The following is a 17,124-nucleotide window of genomic DNA, read 5'->3' as shown; positions in this document are numbered from 1 at the left end:
CGCCGCCTTTTTCTTTGCGCGGTCGGGGACAGGCGCATGCGTCTGCCCCCGGCTTCGGTCGCCGCCTACCGCGCGAAGATGCTCCGGGTCAGGCACGAGAAGACCAGCCGGCCGGCCTCGTCCAGCAGGTCGTGCTGGGCGATGACGATGCCCTTGCCGTCGCCGACCGGGTCCTTGCCCATCACCGTCATGCGGCCGCGCAGCAGCTCGCCGGCCGGCGGGTTGCGCAGCCAGCGCAGGGCGTCGACGCCCACCCGCTTGGTCTGGGGCCAGACGGCGCTGGCCTCGCTGTCCAGCTTGGACCAGATGGCGAAGACCATGGTGTCGGGCGCGCCGCTGGCCGCCGGCCAGCCGGGCTGGAACGCCGCGCAGAAGCTCTCCAGCGCCTTGCCGTCCACGACCGTGGTCCCCAGGGCGACCACCTGGCCGATCTCGATGTCGTCGAACGAAGCGGGCATGGGCGGCGACTCTCTCGCGAACACGGGTCTACGACCTGATCACGGCGGCTTGGCCATTGTCGAGAGCGCTCGGAGAGGTCATGTGTCGTGCTCTCGACCTGGCCTGGAACCCGTTCATGTCGCTTCGCAAGCTGTTCGCCGTCGTCCCGGCGCTGATGGTCGCCCTGCTGCTGGGCGTTCCGATGCTCTCCGGGGAGGCGAAGGCCGATCCGGTCCAGACCGGGCACATCGAGGTCGAGCTGGTCTCGCAGGAGAGCGGCGCCGCGCCGGGCTCGACGGTCTATGTGGCCCTCAGCCAGAAGATCCAGCCGGGCTGGCACACCTATTGGCGCAATCCCGGCGACGCCGGCGACGCGACCCGCATCGTCTGGACCCTGCCGGCCGGCTGGACCGCCGGCGACATCGTCTGGCCGACGCCGGAGAAGAGCCGCGTCGGGCCGCTGCTGGACTTCGCCTATACCGGCGAGGTGCTGCTGCCGGTGCCGATCAGCGTGCCGGCCAACGCCCAGGTCGGCTCGGTGGTCACGCTGAAGGCCGCCGCCGCCTTCCTGGTCTGCGAGCAGGTCTGCGTGCCCGAGGACGCCGTCGTCACCCTGACCCTGCCGGTCGTCGCCGGCATGCCTTCGGCCGATCCGAAGTGGGGCGCCAAGGTCGCCCAGACCCTGGCCAAGGCCCCCAAGCCGGCCGGGCTGAAGGCGGTGTTCCAGCTGCAGGGCTCGGTGCTGAAACTGGCCGTGACCGGCGCGCCGCTGAAGGGCGCCGACGTCTCGGGCGCGTTCTTCTATCCCTATTCCGGCAAGGCCATCGAGCATCCGCCCGAGCAGGCGATCGAGCGCGGGCCCGAGGGCCTGACCCTGTCCCTGACCCCCGGCTACGACTTCTCCCAGGTCGAGCAGAAGCCGACCGAGCTGTCCGGCGTGCTGGCCCTGAACGGCGTCGCCTACGAGATCACCGCCACGCCGGGGACGATCCCCGCCGAGGCCGGCGGCCTGGGCGCGCCGGCGGCCGCCCCGGCCAAGGCGTCGGGTTCGGCGGAGGGCGCCAGCCTGGGCCTGCCCCTGGCCGTGGCCTTCGCCTTCCTGGGCGGCCTGATCCTGAACCTGATGCCCTGCGTCTTCCCGATCCTGTCGATGAAGGCCGCCAGCCTGACCGCCCACGCCCACGCCCACGACGCCGGCCGGACCCGCGTGCAGGGCCTGGCCTTCCTGGTCGGGGTGGTCGTCACCTTCCTGGCCCTGGCCGGCCTGCTGATCGCCGTGCGGGCCGGCGGGGCGGCCGTGGGCTGGGGCTTCCAGCTGCAGTCGCCGGCCGTGGTGGCGGCCCTGGCCCTGCTGATGCTGCTGGTGGCGCTGAACATGTCGGGCGTGTTCGAGGTCGGCGCCTCGGTGCAGAACGCGGCTTCGGGCGCGGGTGGGGGCGCCAGCGGCGACGGCATGGCCGGCTCGTTCCTGACGGGCGCCCTGGCGGTGCTGGTCGCCGCCCCGTGCACCGCGCCGTTCATGGCCGGGGCCCTGGGCTACGCCCTGACCCAGCCGCCGCTGCTGTCGCTGGCGGTGTTCCTGGGCCTGGCCTTGGGCTTCGCCGCGCCATTCGTGATCCTGGCCTTCGTGCCCGGGCTGCTGGGCCGCCTGCCGCGTCCGGGTCCGTGGATGGACGTGCTGAAGAAGGGCCTGGCCTTCCCGATGTACGCCACGGCCGCCTGGCTGGCCTGGGTCTACAGCCAGCAGACCGGCTCGATCCCCCTGGCCGCCCTGCTGGCCGCCAGCGTGCTGGTCGCCTTCGCCGCCTGGCTCTACGGCCTGGGCCAGGCCCGCCAGATCGTCGGTAAGGGCGCGGCCGTTCCGTTCGGACTGGCGGTCCTGTCGGTCGCCGCCGCCGTCGCCCTGGTCGTGGTCGGCGTCCGGGCCGTCCCCGCCACGCCGGCGCCCGCCGCCGCCACGAGCGCCGAGGCCCCCGCCGGCCCCGGCCTGGCCGCCGAGGCCTGGAGCCCGGAGAAGGTCAAGGCGCTGCAGGCGCAGGGCAAGGTGGTGATGGTCGACTTCACCGCCGACTGGTGCGTGACCTGCAAGGTCAACGAAGGGACCGCCCTGAAGGGGCAGCGCCTGGTCGACGCCTTCAAGGCCAACGACGCCGTGCTGCTGCGCGCCGACTGGACCAAGCGCGACGCCGTCATCGCCGCCGCCCTGGCCGAGCACGGCCGCGCGGGCGTGCCGCTGTACCTGGTCTATCCGAAGGGAAGCGGCGAGCCGGCGGTGCTGCCGCAGCTGCTGACCGAGGGGCTGGTGATCGAGGCCATCGAGAAGGCGGCCAAGGGGTAGGGCCCTACTTCTTCTTGTCGCCCTTGCCGCCGAACGGCAGCCGTTCCTTCACCTGGTCCAGCGGCGTGCGGGTGACCACCACCGGCGGGGGCGGCGTCACCACCGGACCCTTGATCGGATAGGCCCGCCAGCCCGACTGGATCAGCGTCCCGAAGCCCTGGCAGCGCGGCAGGATGCGCACCGCGCCGGTGCGCGGCTTGGCGAACGGCGGGGGCTGGAACAGGTCCTGGCGCTTGGGGTCGGTGAACTTCCAGTCGGTGGGCAGGCCGTAGCCCTTCTCGCCGCCGATCCGCACGGCCTGGTAGGCGACATTGGCCTGGAACGGCGGCACGCCGTATTTCAGCATCGCCCGCAGGAAGATGTCGTCGGCCTCCTGCCGCTTGCCCGGCTCGCCGATCGTGTAGAGCCAGTCGTGGACGATGGCCGCCCGCGCCGTCGGCCCCTGCGGGTCGACGAAGCCCTGGCCGTACCAGGGCACGCTGGCGAAGTCGGTGACGTACCAGCGCGGCACCACGATCACCTTGCCGGTCTCGACGTCGCAATAGGGGAACTCGGCGTCCAGCGTGAACAGCTTGCGGCCGTCCTTGGTCTGGTTGAACAACATCACCGGCTGCGGCGTCAGCGAGCTGGGCGGGGTCGGGGCCACGACCGGCACGAAGACCGTGGTCTTGGTCTCGGTGGCGCACGCGGCCAGGGTCAGGCCCCCCAGGAAGACAATTGGGGCGACGAGGGCGGCGGAGATCTTGGACTTCGGCGGCATGAACGGTCTTCTGGACAACGAGCTTCGCCTTATCAAGCGTCGATGGCGAAGGTGCGGCGATGAGCCGTGCAGGACCCGTGGAGTTCCTGCGCGTGTTTCGCGGAACGGGGTTTTGTGGAATCCTCCGCGCCGGAGGGCTTCCAACCCGGAGAACCGCCATGCCGATCACCCGTCGTCTCGTCGCCGCCGGCCTGCCCGCGCTGATGCTGGCGATCCCGTCCCTGGCTCACGCCAAGGCCGCCCCGGCCTTCACCGCCGTCGACGTGGACGGCAAGACCCGCTCGCTGGCCGAGTTCAGGGGCAAGGTCGTGGTGCTGGAATGGGTCAACGAGGGCTGCCCCTATGTCCGCAAGCACTACTCCGGCAACATGCAGGGCCTGCAGCAGGCGGCCACGGCCGACGGCGTGGTCTGGTTGACCATCGCCTCGTCGGCGCCGGGCAAGCAGGGCTACTTCCCGGACGGGGCGGCCGCCAAGGCCTGGATGAACGCCAAGGGCGCCAAGCCGACCACCCTCCTGCTGGACCCGCAAGGGACGGTGGCCACGGCCTACAAGGCCAAGACCACGCCGCACATGTTCGTCATCGATCAGGGCGGTCAGATCGTCTACGAGGGCGCGATCGACGATACGCCCAGCGCCAGGGTCGAGGACCTGAAGACGGCCAAGAACTACGTCGCCGCCGCGCTGAACGACGTGAAGGCGGGGCGCAAGGTGGCCGTGGCGTACAGCCAGCCGTACGGGTGCTCGGTGAAGTATCGGGACGCTTAGGTTTGCCCTAGGCCCGCTCATCCCGGCGAATGCCGGGACCCAGATGGAATGGCGGAGTGGTGGGTTCCTTGAGCTCTGAGCCCATCCCGTCAGATTCCACGCCATGGGATCTGGGTCCCGGCATTCGCCGGGATGAGCGGGATTTGAGGGGCCCCTAAGCCGCCGGCTGCGGCGGCGCGGTGATCACTTCGACGTTGTCGTTCAGCAGATAGACCATGTCGCGCAGGGCCAGGTCCTGGTCCTTGACGGTCTTGGCCTCGGTCACCGCCTTCAGCTTCGCGGGCAGGTCCTGGCTGATGCCGCGCAGGATGCACTTGAGGTCGTCGACCGCCCCGCGCTCCTTCAGGGTGACGTGGCCCTTCATGTCCAGGTCCGACAGCTCGCCGATCTTCACCCCGAACGCGTCCCAGCCCTTCAGGGCGGCGGCGACGGCGGCGGGGTCCTTGGGCAGGGCGGCGCGATAGGCCTCGGTCCGGGCCTTCAGGGTCTTGGCCCGGCCGACGATGTCGACGAACAGCGGCTCGCCAGCCACGGAAGCCGGGGGCTGGCCTTGCTGGACGACGGCCGGGGCGGCGCTCGCCTGTGCGTCCGGACTGAACGAAGCGAACAACAGCATGGCCGAAAAGGCGACGGCGTCACACGACATGAGGACCTCCCGCAAAAAACGTCATTGGTCTGCCATGACGTGGCGGCAGGGGTTTGCTAAGCCCGCCCGGGTAAACGCCGATTTACCAAACCACATGAAGGAATGTCGCATGGCCGATCTCGACGCCGCCTGGACCCGCCTGGAAGCCGCCGCCAAGGCCGCCGGCGAAAAGCGCATCGTCGAGTTCTTCGAGGCCGACCCCCGGCGCCTGGAGACCCTGACCCTGGACGTCGCCGGCCTGCACGTCGACCTCAGCAAGCAGGCCTGGGACGAGGCCGGCCTCGAGGCCGCGCTCGACCTGGCCCACGCGGCCGACGTCGAGGGCGCCCGGGTCCGGATGTTCGGCGGCGAGGCGATCAATTCGTCCGAGGGCCGCGCTGTCCTGCACACCGCCCTGCGCGCCAAGGCCGATGCGGACGTCAAGGCCGGCGGCGCGCCGGTCATGGCCGAGGTCGAGGCCGTCCGCGCCCGGATGAAGGCCTTCGCCGAGGCCGTCCGCTCGGGCGCGATCAAGGGCGCCACCGGCAAGCCGTTCAAGGCCATCCTGCACATCGGCATCGGCGGCAGCGACCTGGGTCCGCGCCTGCTGTGGGACGCCCTGCGGCCGGTGAAGCCGAGCATCGACCTGCGCTTCGTGGCCAATGTGGACGGCGCCGAGTTCGCCCTGACCACGGCCGACATGGACCCGGAAGAGACCCTGGTCATCGTGGTCTCCAAGACCTTCACCACCCAGGAGACCCTGGCCAACGCCGGCGCCGCCCGCGCCTGGCTGGCCGCCGCCCTGGGCGAGACCGGCGCCAACCAGCACCTGGCCGCCATCTCCACCGCCCTGGACAAGACCGCCGCCTTCGGCGTGGCCGACGACCGGGTGTTCGGCTTCTGGGACTGGGTGGGCGGCCGCTATTCGCTGTGGTCTTCGGTCAGCCTGTCGGTGGCCGTGGCCTGCGGCTGGGACGTGTTCCAGGGCTTCCTGGACGGCGCGGCGGCCATGGACGAGCACTTCCGCACGGCCTCGCTGGAGGTCAACGCCCCGGTGCTGATCGCCCTGGCCCAGATCTTCAACCGCAATGGTCTCGACCGCCGCGCCCGCTCGGTCGTCCCGTACTCGCACCGCCTGCGCCGCCTGGCCTCGTTCCTCCAGCAGCTGGAGATGGAGAGCAACGGCAAGTCGGTCGGTCCGGACGGCAAGCCGGTCAAGCGCGGCACGGCCACGGTGGTGTTCGGCGACGAGGGCACCAACGTCCAGCACGCCTATTTCCAGTGCATGCACCAGGGCACGGACATCACCCCGATGGAGCTGATCGGCGTGGCCAAGTCCGACGAGGGCCCGGCCGGCATGCACGAGAAGCTGCTGTCCAACCTGCTGGCCCAGGCCGAGGCCTTCATGGTGGGCCGCACCACGGAGGACGTGGTCGCCGAACTTCAGGCCAAGGGCGTGTCGACGGCCGAGATCGCCACCCTGGCCCCGCAACGCACCTTCGCCGGCAACCGCCCCTCGACCCTGGTGCTGATGGACCGCCTGACGCCTCAGGCCTTCGGCGCCCTGATCGCCCTCTACGAGCACAAGACCTTCGTCGAAGGCGTGATCTGGGGCATCAACAGCTTCGACCAGTGGGGCGTGGAGCTGGGCAAGGTGATGGCCGGCCGCATCCTGCCGGAGTTGGAGAGCGGGGCCGTGGGCGCGCATGACCCGTCGACGACGGCGCTGATCCAGCGGCTGAAGAAGTAGGGCGGGGGCTGATCCCCTCTCTCTAAGAGAGAGGGAGGGGCCCACCGCCGCAGGCGGTGGGAGGGTGAGTGGTTTCACCGTCTGCCGGCAAATCCCGAAGCTTTCCGCCAAGCATTTTCCATCGCGTGGAGGCGTTCGCGCGGGCCATCGAGGCTGGCCGTTTTCGTCGGAGCCCTATCCTGAGAGAGTGTAACCTCTCACCCTCCCACCGCTTCGCGGCGGGCCCCTCCCTCTCTCAAAGAGAGAGGGATTCAAACCGCCCTCACCCCCAGCCGCCATCCCCGTGCTCGATCATTCTCCGCCCTTCCTCGACCTCCTCCGGTGTCTCGGGGCGGACGGTGGCGGTGACGACCATGGCCTGGCCGGTCGGCATGCGGATGATGCCGGTCTGGCCGGGKGCGAGGTCGATCGCGCCGGTCAGTTCCGGCCGGAAGGCGCGGCCCAGGCTGACCGTGACCCGCAGGCGCTCGCCTTCCTGGACCACGCTGGTGAACACTGAATAGCGGCTGCCGCCCCGCTCGTAGGCGCCCTTGCGATAGAGCCGCTGAGAGCCGAAGGCGGTGAAATCCGACCACAGCGGGACGCCGTCGGGCGCCAGGCCGCTGGCCACCACCCGCACCGCCGAGCCGGGCTGGACCAGCGAGCGGTCGGCCACCGCCTGGATGATCCGCGCGGGGCGCTGAAGGCCGGGCGGGCGGATCGGCTCGGGAGCGGGCGCGGCGGCCGCGACCAGGGGGGCGACGGCGGGCTTGGCTTCGGCCCGCCCTGTCGGTCCGCGCGGCTTGGCGGGGCGCGCGGGCGCTGACGGCGCGCGCGGCGCCGAGGGGGAATAGGCCGCGGGCTCGATCACGGCGCCTTCGGGGGCKGACGCCGCCGGGGTCTCATAGGTGAAGGCCAGCCGCGCCGGGCGCGCGGCCCAGGCGCCCACGGCGGCCGTCAGGGCCAGGGTCACGGTCAGGCCGGCGCCGATCAGGCGACGCGCCCGGCTGGGCGCCGGGCGGGTCAGCAGCCGCACGCGCTCGGCCAGCGGATGGCTGGACCAGTGGCAGCCCAACGGTATGGGGCGGGCGGCCAACTGGGTCTTCAGCATGGCCTGGGCGTAGGCCTTGCGGGCCCTGGGGTGGGCGGCGACGACCCGGGCGTCGCAGGCCAGCTCCTGGTCGATCTTCAGCCAGTGCGACATGGCGTGGGCCGCCGGATTGAACCAGTTCACGCAGGTCAGCAGGGCCAGGCCGGCGTTGACCGCCGGGTCGCCGCGCTCCAGGTGGACCCGCTCGTGGGCCAGGACCACCTCGCGTTCGGCCGGGGTGTAGCGCTGGGCGAAGTCCGCCGGGGTCACCACGCGCGGCCGCAGCAGGCCGACCACGGCGGGGCCGGCCCGTCCGGCCCGGGCCGCGCGGGCGAACCGCAGCTGCCGCMAGGTCTGCCAGGCCAGGCAGGCCGACACGCCGGCCAGCCACAGCGCGACCAGCCAGGGCAGGGCGTCGAACGGCGGGGCGTCGGGCGCCGGCGCCGCCGAGGGAAGCGTCGTTTCCGTGGCTTCCATCGCCGCCGCGGCCAGGCGCAGGGTCACCACTCGCGCCGGAACCAGCATGGCCAGGACGGCCAGCGGCGGCAGGATCCACAGGCCGTAGGCGATCCGCGCGCCGAACAACCGCCGGACGGGCAGGCGCAGGACCATCACCCCGGCCACCGCGACGGCCAGGGCCAGGTTGGCGCGCAGCAGGATTTCTCCGAGCTCCGGCAGGTCAGCCATCGTCCTCGATCTCCGCGATCAGGTCCTTCAGCAGCTGGACGTCCTTGGCCGTCAGCGCCTGGTGCTGGGCGAAATGGGCGACCAGCGGAGCCACCTCGCCGCCGAACAGCCGATCGACCAGGCTCTGGCTTTCCGACTGCACATAGTCGTCGCGCGTGATCAGCGGGCGATAGAGATAGCCGCCCGCCTCACGCGAGCCGGCGATGGCGCCCTTGCGCAGCAGGCGGGTGATCAGGGTCTTGACCGTGCCGGGGGCCCAGTCGTGGGCCTCGCCCACCTCCGCCACCACGCCGTCCGGCGTCAGCGGCCCGCATCGCCACAGCGCTTCCATCACCTGGCTCTCCGCGCCCGAAATCCGCACGCACCGCCTCCATTACCGAAAGTACATTTGTATTCTGATCGAAAGTACAGCTGTATCATAAGTCATTCCGCCGCCTCCGCCAGCGGCTTTCCAAGGGGGATACTGAAGTGCATATCGGCCTCGTCTGGGCGGCGCTCGCCGCCGCTCAAGCCGCTCCGGCGGCGGCTCCCGCCTCTCCGCCCGCCGCCGCGCCGTCCGCGTCGCCAAAGCCCGCCGAGGCGGCCACGGGCGTCGCCGCCGTGGAGGTCAAGGCCGACGCGCCCCAGGTCCGCACCTCGATCGATCGGCGCAGCTACAGCGTCGGCGGCGACCTCTCCAGCCAGGCCGGCACGGTGGCCGACGCCTTGCGCAACATCCCGTCGGTCGAGGTCGACCTGCAGGGCAATGTCAGCCTGCGCGGCGACTCGTCGGTGACCATCCTGATCGACGGMAAGCCCTCGGGCCTGTTCCAGGGCGAGGGGCGCGGCCAGGCGCTGCAGCAGATGTCGGCCGACCGCATCGACCGGGTCGAGGTCAGCACCAATCCCTCGGCCGAGTTCCGGGGCGACGGCACCGGCGGGGTCATCAACCTGATCACCAAGAAGGCCAAGGGGGTCGGCCGCACCAGCGGGCTGCGCCTGACCACCGGCGACAGCGGTCGCGGCGGGATCAGCGGCAATGTCGGCTACAATGGCGGCAAGCTGTCGGCCTCGGGCGACCTGGGCTATCGCCGCGACGCGGCCGACCAGGTCGAGTACGAGCATCGCCGGCAGGCCGACCTGGACAGCGAGACCCGGGGCCAGAGCCAGCTCCATTTCGAGAGCGTCACCGGCCAGGGCACGGTCGATTACGATCTGACCGACAGGCTGCGGCTGGGCGGCGAGGCGCGGCTGTCGCGCTTCGACCTGGCCGTCGACAGCCAGTCCCACACCGATCGGCAGGACGGCGCCGGCGATCCGACCCAGGCCTATGACCGCGACCTGACCGTCCGCCAGCGGCGGGACAACGCCGCGATCAGCGGCAACCTGCGCCGCAAGCTGGACGGCGAGGGCCACGAGCTGACCTTGAAGCTCAGCTATGACGTCACCGACGATAACCGCGTGCGAACCGGCCACACCGTCAACAGCCTGCCGACGGCCACCGACAGCTTCGATCAGCAGCGCCTGGGCTATGACGTCCGCCAGACCGACCTGAAGGGCGACTATGTCCGGCCGGTGGGCGAGGGGCGGACGCTGAAGCTGGGGTTCGACCTGCAGTTCGATGACAACGGCTATACCAACCGGGGCTTCCGGGGCGCGACCCTGGACGCGCTGGTCCCCGACCCGCTGCTGACCAGCGTCTTCCTCTACGAGCAGACCCTGAGCCAGGCCTACGCCACCTACGAGCGGCCGGTGGGCGAGCTGACCGTGCTGGCCGGGCTGCGCTACGAGAAGTCCCAGCTGGACCTGGCCACGCCCAACCGCAGGGACGAGAACGATACGGCCGACTGGCTGCCCAGCCTGCACCTGTCCTACCCGCTGGGCGAGCGCCAGAAGCTGACGGCCAGCTACAGCGAACGCCTGCAGCGCCCCGGCCCGTTCGACCTGAGCCCCGTCCCGTTCATGCTGGACCCGGTCAACTACCGGATCGGCAACCCGAACCTGAAGCCCCAGGAGACCCAGTCGTTCGAGCTGGGCTGGCAGTACCGCAAGGCCCCCCTGCTGGCCATGGCCACCCTGTACTACCGCCTGAACGACAAGGTGATGAGCGACGTGGTCACCGACATCGGCGGCGGCGTCTTCGTCACCACCAAGGCCAATGTCGCCCAGGGCCGCAACGGCGGGCTGGAGCTGGTGCTGAACGGCAAGCTGTCCAAGACCCTGACCTACAATCTCAGCTCCAACCTGTTCTGGTCCGAGATCGACGCGTMCAACCTGGGCTTCGCCGACAAGCGCTCGATGACCGCCGCCTCGGGCCGGGCCAGCCTCAGCTGGCAGGCCACGGCCAAGGACCTGCTGCAGGTCAACGGCTTCATCAACGGCAAGCGCCTGACCGCCCAGGGCTACAGCATGTCCTCCACCGGGATCGACCTGGGCTGGCGTCGCAAGATCGACGATCGCCTGGCGCTGGTGGTCACGGTCCAGGACGTGCTGGGCCTCTATCGCAACAAGGACGTGATCGATACGCCGGCCCTGAAGAGCCTGGTGGTCCGCGATCCCGACGCCCGGATGGTGCGCGTCAGCCTGGCCTGGACCTTCGGGGGCGGCAAGCGCAAGGACGCCGGCTTCGACTTCCAGGGGCCGGGCGGACCGCCCCAGTAACCTCAAACCGTTGTCATCCCGGAAGCCTCGAAGAGGCTGTCCGGGACCCAGGGGCCGGCGCACTGCACCGGCCCCTGGGTCCCGGCTCTTCGCTTCGCTACGGCCGGGATGACAACTTGAGATGAGGAGCTCCAATCAAATCCAGGCGCCTAGAACGTCTTGCGCAGCTTCAGCGTCACGAAGGTGTTGGGATTGATGTCGCGCTCCTCGGTGAAGGCCACGGGGCGCGGCGGGGCGCGGTCGGCATAGACCGTGCGGCGGATCACGAAGTCGTCCCAGAGGTTCAGCTGGGCGCGCAGCGACAGGGTCGGGGTGGGCTTGTACTCGACGAAGCCTTCCAGATAGCCCGCCCCGCGCCAGCCGCTGGTCTGGTCCGGATCGAAGGTCTCCAGGCCCAGCTTCGGCAGCCAGTTGATCCCCCACTGGGTCTTCCAGGCGGTGATGTCCTGCTGGAAGCCGATATTGGCCTGGGTCGGGCGCACGTCCGAGATCGGCCGGTCCTGGTGGGTGGTCGGGTCGGTGACGTGGGTCTCGTTCCAGTCGTTCTTGAAGGTGAACCGCCCGCCCTTGATCCCCCACTTGTCGGTCGGCACCACGATGTTGACCGACAGCCGGTCCAGCGTGCCGTTGCCGATATTGCCCGTCGCCGACAGGCCGCCGTCCAGCGGCAGGCGGTCGATCACGTCGATGATCTCGTCGTGGCGATAGCCGATCGAGACGATGCCCTCGCCCCAGAACCGCCGCTCGAAGGTCACTTCCGAGATCCAGCGCTGCTCGGGCTTGAGGTCCACATTGCCGCCGTGCACGTTGCCGTCGTCGAAGTCGGACGAGGCCACGAAGTCGCCGAAGTCCAGCTGGCCCAGCTCGCGCTCGAAGCGGACCCTTACCTGGTGGTTGGCCTTGGGCGTCCAGGTCAGCTGGAAGCGCGGCTTGGGATAGAAGAAGCTCTCCTTGGCCGAGGCGTCGCCCGACTGCTTGATCGTCGAGGTCTCCAGCCGCAGCCCGCCCTCCAGGGTCAGGCGCGGGTTCACCCGCCAGGTCCCCTTGACGAAGGCCTCGCCGCGCAGCTCCTCCACCTTGACCGAGGCGCTGGGCAGGTCCACCGCCGTCCCGCCCAGGGTGAAGGCCTGCTGGGTGTCCAGCATGTTGTAGGCCACCTCGCCGCCGGCCTCGATCGTGATCGCGGCGCTGCGCTCGTGGCGGACCAGGGCCCGCAGGATCGATTCCGACGAGTCGCCCTCGGACGTGAACCGCGCCTCCGGCTTGGCCACGCCCAGTGAGCTCTCGCGGCCGGTCGCCTCGTTCTCGAAGCTCTCGAACTGGTGGATCAGCCGGGTCTCCAGCGTCCACTTCGGCGCCAGCGGCCGGATGTAGGTCAAGCCCAGCTCGCCCGACTTGGTGTCCTCGGCATAGTCGCTGTACGAGCCGTCGGGGCCGCCGGTCACCCCGATCTCCTGCCACTCCTGCCAGTCGTGAATGCCGTACTGGGCCGTGGCCTCCAGCTTGCCGCCGGCCACCGGGCCCGCATAGTTCAGGCGGATCGAGTCGCCGCCGCCCCAGCCGTCGTTGGCGAACGGCAGGTCGGACGTCACCTTCCCCGTCGCGTCGCGGATGATGTCGCGGCCCGAGCCGTTGGAGTCGCTGGTGCTGGTGCCGTCGCTCAGCAGCACGCTCCAGCTGCGGTCGCCGTTCTTGGCGGTGAACTGGTAGCTGCCGCCCTGGACGTCGTGGCCGCCGTCGAACAGATAGGCGTTCCAGGTGACGATCGACTGGCGGCTGGCGGCCGTCTTCAGGATCACGTTCACCACCACCGAATAGCCCTGCATGTCGATGCCGGGCGCCCCGCCGCGGATCAGCTCGATGCGGTCCACCTGGCTGGCGGGCGTGCGCTCCAGCACGTCGGTGCCCTGGTCGTTCTTCGAGGCCGGGCGGTTGTTGTTGATCAGGATGTTGCCGACCGAGCCCTCGAAGCCGCGCGTCCCCGCGCCGTCGTCGGGCGAGAAGCCCGGCACGCGCTCGACCATGTCCAGGGCGGTGTTCGGGCGCTGGGCGGCGAAGAAGTCGGGGGTGAAGACCAGCACGCCCTTCTGGGCCGAGTCGTCCAGCGGCGCCGTCGCCGTCGGGCCGGTCGGGATCGGAGCCTGGGCGGCCTGCGGCGCATCAGCGGCGCCAGGGGCGGCATGAGCCGCGCCGGCGGTGAAAAACAGGGCGGCGGCGCTCGCCAGCAGCATGGTCTTGGTCATCGTGTCATCCCCTCAGATGAGGCGATAACTGCCGACCCCGGACATTCATCTCAAGTTACAAGCCGGAAAGGTGGGTTACTTCGGTGTCATATTACACGGCGTTCATGTTCGTGGACTGTGAGGCGGCTGTGGATAAATCAGTAAAGACGTCATTAAGACTTTAGTGGATCTGGGAAACACTGAAGCGCGGCCGGGGACACGCCCTCGCGGCGTGTCCCCAAAAGCGCTCAATGACGGATCTTGCCCGGCTTGCTCGCCGCCTGGGCCGGCGGCCGCGACCGCGCGCGCTCGTGGAGGTGCAGGATCCTCAGCTGGATTTCCCGCCCCAGCGCCTTTCGGCCGGCCTCGATCCGGGCCTCGATCTCCGCGTCGGTGAGGCTGTCGAAGTCGCTTTCCGCCCGGAAGGCGGCCAGGTCATCGTTGGCGGGCGGTGTGTACTTGGTCATGGAAGTCTCCGTGAAGGGCTGGACTGGGTTGGGGCGGGCGCGCCCGGCCGGGGACATGCCCTTGGGCGTGTCCCCAAATCGCGCACTGCGTCTGCTGGGACACGCGCGAGCGCATGTCCCCGACCGGGAAACCCGGCGGGTGGGGAGGCGGCGGAGCGTCCGGGCCGTGCCCGGTGATTAGTGTTGGAGTGTACCGTTTCGACAGGGTCTGGACGCTCCGCGCGGCCGTTATCCGGTGAGCCTTCGAGGTGCGGGGTTTTAACCCGCTCCCGAGAGAGGCCCCCGGCGGGCGGAGGGTGACGAACCCGTCCGGACCACGCGGGCGATTTCAGCCCGCGCCTGCCGCGCCCGCCGATCCTCCGCCGCCCGGGCTTCGTCTCCTGAGGAGAACCTGCCCGGGACCGCCGCGAAGGCGCCCCGAAGGACCCCGACGACCGCTACCCGCTCGACCGCCCCCGCCACCCGCCAGGTCGCCAGCTGGACGGCCTCCCCGGTGGTGGGGCGAGGGTTAGTATGCGGGCGGCCTGAACGCCGAGGATCGATTTGGGTCGAGATTTTCTAGGGCGTTGATTGGGTTGGGGTTTGTGGTGGATCACCCAAGGATGGACGCAGGTCTGTCCCCATCGCCCGCCCTTCATCACCCACCTTTCAACCGTCATTCCGGGCCTTGTGCCCGGAACCCCTCTGTCCGCCGCAAGTGCGGAGGGGTGGCGCGCCAGCGCGCCAATGCGCTTCACTTGCGAGCTGAACCAGGGGTCCCGGGCACAAGGCCCGGGATGACGGTGATTAAAAGGAAACCCCCTGCCGCGCCCGACCTCCCCAGGTCGGGCCGAACCTTACATCTCTTGGAGGCTGCAGCGTGCAGGACGGGACGGGTTGGTCAAGGACGGCGCTGCGCGCCGCGGGGCGGCCGCCCGGAGGGCGGTCCTTGAGCAACCCGTCCCGTCCTGCGATCGTCTCGCCGTGAGATGTGAGGTGCTACGCGCGGATGTTCCGATTGCTCTAGATCGAGGAACCTCGCCGATCGGCAGCGTGGAGCCGCCAGAGTCGAACATTGGATAGAAGCCTATATTGCTTCAGTATTTGTCTGAAAGATTCCCTAGCTCAATTCGATCTTGAGCCTATCTTTGTAGACGCCAATTCGCTTTCGAGCGCGATCGACTACGTCCTCGAAGAACAGAATCTCGGCGTAGAGTTCGCCGAGGTTGCGACCATGCTCCGGGTCGGGAAGAGGGTCGGATCGGAAATAACCCTTCCCCGTCGCGAAGCGTGTCCATCCGGCCATGCGCAGGGGATTGATCGTGTCTCCAATCAGATAGCCATAGAATTTCCGAAGCCGACCTTTGGACTTTGCGGCGAGCAGATGAGCATATTCGGACAGGTCGCCAATATGTTCGTCCATGCTGACGCCAGGAGCCTTAAACTCCACGATGATGGCGGAGCCTTCTTTGCTGAAGATGGCGATGTCTGGGCGCCGGCCCTTATGGTCGGCCGTCCTGCGGTCCAGAATTTTCGCAAGCTCGTCGTCTACGCCGCTGTCGAATAGCAGGCCATCGCCATCCCAGCGGATGCGGGACAGCGGCTTATCAGATGCGATGTAGTCGTAGTATTGATATTCTTCACTTAGCAGCCAGATATCGTGATCCTTGGCCTCGGTACTGTCCTTCCGCATCGGGAAGAAGATGCTATGGATGATCTCCTCATTGCGGGCTCGGCCGACTTCAGCGGTCTGAACCTCGAGTTGTCGGCCGCAGGCCAAGGCTAGTATCTCAACGATCGCTGCCCGCCGCACCACTAGTTGGGAGAGGTTGGCCATATCGAAGTTCTTGAGTGACGCGGTGTATCGCCAGGACAGTTCGTGTATTTTATCGCGATAATCTGCCGTGTGTGGCTCTGCCTTCAAAATTTCCTGCTTCAGGTCGAAAATCTCAGCAGTCTCATTGATAATTCGATCCTGATACTTCTTAAGCACACGCTCAACGACGGATTTGGCGGTGTCCCCGTAATTCACCCGGGTTTCGGTGTCCTGCAGCATCTGCGGGATGACGCCGAACATGTTCTGGACGTCCTGGATAACGGCCTCTTTATTCCAGGAAACTGGCGTCACCAGTTCATATATGATGGGATCGATCTGCTCATAAAGGGCCTCGAACGAGACGGTCTCGTCGGCGAACAATTCTCCAGTCGGTATCGTTTCAGGAATACCCCAGAAGCCATCCCGCTGCTCGTTGACCCGGCGATCTAGCATTTCTCCTTCGATGAGGACGAGATGGTAGTGACCAGCGACTGGATTGTTCATCTCAGCGCCAGTGCGTAGATAGCGAGCTGTGATGTCTTGCGCGGGTGAGGACTTGGCGCAAAGTGCGATCGCATTGCGGCGCAGGTCGAGCTCCCTAGCGTCAAGCTTGTAGTGGGTCAGGGTGAACCGCTGGTTCTTTCCTAGCGGATCGCCGGTCCTGGGCTCTCGCTCAGCAACATCCACCGGGCGCACCGAAGCCGGTTCCGGCAAATCCTCTGCCTTCAGAGTTTCGGTATCGATCCGGCCATCGGGATTTGTCGTCTCGAAGATGATGATAAAATCGCCGAGTCTCGCGCGGAGACTGACCAGCCTTTGCAGGAATGCAATCAGCACATGCCGCCGCAGATTGGCGGCGGAAAAGACCTCGCTGAGGGGCTCGAGGCGGAAGAGGTTGGCCCGAGTCTGAGGCTTTAGCCGGTCAAGGCTGATCGTTGTTCCTATATCGGCCTCGTTCCCAGCGCTGATTGTGAAGTCCGTAAGCTCAAGCTTTTTTGCGCCTTCGGTGGGAGCCAGCCGTCGGCTCTCGACGCCTGATGCGTTCCGGTAGGTGCTGGCGAGACCGACCCGGGCGAAGTGGTGAAAGTACTGAATCCGCCCAGCGCCCTTGCACTTGCCGATGCCGGCGATCGCGAGGTCGTCCTTGTAGGAAGTGTCTTTGGTCAGGAAAGCGTCGATCTGCTTTTCGCCGAGACCGCAACCATTGTCAGTGCAGGAGACAGCCACATCGAGCTCCTCCCCCAACAGATCCGTCGTGATCAGGCTAACCGCGATCTTGATTCGAAGGCCAATCTCTGACGGCGACTCGTCTTGCCTTATTAGGAAGGCGTCGATCGAGTTCGATATCATCTCCTCGAAGACGACATATCGGTTCGCGCTGATCTTGGTGTTTTTCAGGCTCCCACGAATATCCAGTGTCATCGCTGTTGGAATTCCTCGCCCACGGCGAAACTTCTGGAGGGATGAGCGATCCCAAGTCAAGGCGCTCGAGGCGCGCGCTATATGGTTGGGAGCGGGCATTGACCTGACACCCGCCCACATGGGCGGGTCGTTATGGAACATAAA

At 68.3% G+C, this 17,124-nt stretch carries 12 protein-coding genes; 4 read left to right on the top strand and 8 right to left on the bottom strand.

What is annotated here, in order from left to right; genetic code table 11:
* Positions 1-65: 65 nt before the first annotated feature.
* Entirely contained in the window at positions 66-458 is a 393-nt protein-coding gene (locus tag AC1U89_RS00365; RefSeq protein ID WP_479897658.1) for an acyl dehydratase, read from the bottom strand.
* A gap of 116 nt (positions 459-574) precedes the next feature.
* On the opposite strand from AC1U89_RS00365, the gene AC1U89_RS00360 reads away from it, so the two are divergent.
* Positions 575-2,776: a protein-disulfide reductase DsbD family protein gene (locus tag AC1U89_RS00360; RefSeq protein ID WP_479897896.1), complete on the top strand. Its 2,202-nt coding sequence runs from the start codon at positions 575-577 to the stop codon at positions 2,774-2,776.
* A gap of 4 nt (positions 2,777-2,780) precedes the next feature.
* Here the strand turns inward: AC1U89_RS00360 and AC1U89_RS00355 are convergent, their stop codons facing one another.
* A complete protein-coding gene (locus AC1U89_RS00355; RefSeq protein ID WP_479897657.1) occupies positions 2,781-3,536 on the bottom strand; it encodes a DUF1353 domain-containing protein in 756 nt (251 codons plus the stop codon).
* 158 nt (positions 3,537-3,694) lie between these two features.
* On the opposite strand from AC1U89_RS00355, the gene AC1U89_RS00350 reads away from it, so the two are divergent.
* Positions 3,695-4,303, top strand: coding sequence for a redoxin domain-containing protein (locus AC1U89_RS00350; protein WP_479897656.1), 609 nt, complete (start codon positions 3,695-3,697; stop codon positions 4,301-4,303).
* 154 nt (positions 4,304-4,457) lie between these two features.
* On the opposite strand, the gene AC1U89_RS00345 is transcribed toward AC1U89_RS00350, so the two are convergent.
* Complete coding sequence (locus AC1U89_RS00345; protein ID WP_479897655.1) at positions 4,458-4,949, bottom strand: hypothetical protein; 492 nt, start codon at positions 4,947-4,949, stop codon at positions 4,458-4,460.
* Between the two features lie 109 nt (positions 4,950-5,058).
* Here AC1U89_RS00345 and pgi point away from each other — a divergent pair, with 109 nt between their 5' ends.
* Positions 5,059-6,678, top strand: coding sequence for a glucose-6-phosphate isomerase (gene pgi / locus AC1U89_RS00340; RefSeq protein ID WP_479897654.1), 1,620 nt, complete (start codon positions 5,059-5,061; stop codon positions 6,676-6,678).
* Positions 6,679-6,940: 262 nt separating this feature from the next.
* On the opposite strand, the gene AC1U89_RS00335 is transcribed toward pgi, so the two are convergent.
* Complete coding sequence (locus tag AC1U89_RS00335) at positions 6,941-8,434, bottom strand: M56 family metallopeptidase (RefSeq protein ID WP_479897653.1); 1,494 nt, start codon at positions 8,432-8,434, stop codon at positions 6,941-6,943.
* Positions 8,427-8,795: a BlaI/MecI/CopY family transcriptional regulator gene (locus tag AC1U89_RS00330; protein ID WP_479897652.1), complete on the bottom strand. Its 369-nt coding sequence runs from the start codon at positions 8,793-8,795 to the stop codon at positions 8,427-8,429. The genes AC1U89_RS00335 and AC1U89_RS00330 overlap by 8 nt, the downstream gene beginning before the upstream one ends.
* Before the next feature lie 107 nt (positions 8,796-8,902).
* On the opposite strand from AC1U89_RS00330, the gene AC1U89_RS00325 reads away from it, so the two are divergent.
* On the top strand, positions 8,903-11,074 hold the full coding sequence (locus AC1U89_RS00325; protein ID WP_479897651.1) for a TonB-dependent receptor domain-containing protein: 2,172 nt from the start codon (positions 8,903-8,905) through the stop codon (positions 11,072-11,074).
* A 149-nt stretch (positions 11,075-11,223) separates the two neighbouring features.
* On the opposite strand, the gene AC1U89_RS00320 is transcribed toward AC1U89_RS00325, so the two are convergent.
* The 3 genes from AC1U89_RS00320 to AC1U89_RS00310 all read right to left on the bottom strand — a co-directional run bounded on the left by AC1U89_RS00320 (position 11,224) and on the right by AC1U89_RS00310 (position 16,980).
* Positions 11,224-13,317 (bottom strand): TonB-dependent receptor plug domain-containing protein, encoded by a 2,094-nt coding sequence (locus AC1U89_RS00320; RefSeq protein ID WP_479897650.1) that lies wholly within the window; start codon positions 13,315-13,317, stop codon positions 11,224-11,226.
* Between the two features lie 227 nt (positions 13,318-13,544).
* The gene (locus AC1U89_RS00315) at positions 13,545-13,763 is read right to left on the bottom strand and encodes a hypothetical protein (protein ID WP_479897649.1); all 219 of its coding nucleotides are present in this window, start codon (positions 13,761-13,763) and stop codon (positions 13,545-13,547) included.
* 1,099 nt (positions 13,764-14,862) lie between these two features.
* Positions 14,863-16,980 carry a hypothetical protein gene (locus AC1U89_RS00310; protein ID WP_479897648.1) on the bottom strand — a complete coding sequence of 706 codons (2,118 nt, stop codon included), beginning with the start codon at positions 16,978-16,980 and terminating at the stop codon, positions 14,863-14,865.
* Positions 16,981-17,124 lie beyond the last annotated feature (144 nt).

Source organism: Caulobacter sp. 05T431, assembly GCF_056665975.1.
Note: the sequence above shows the minus strand (reverse complement) of the source record. Positions and strands in the feature narration are given on the sequence as shown.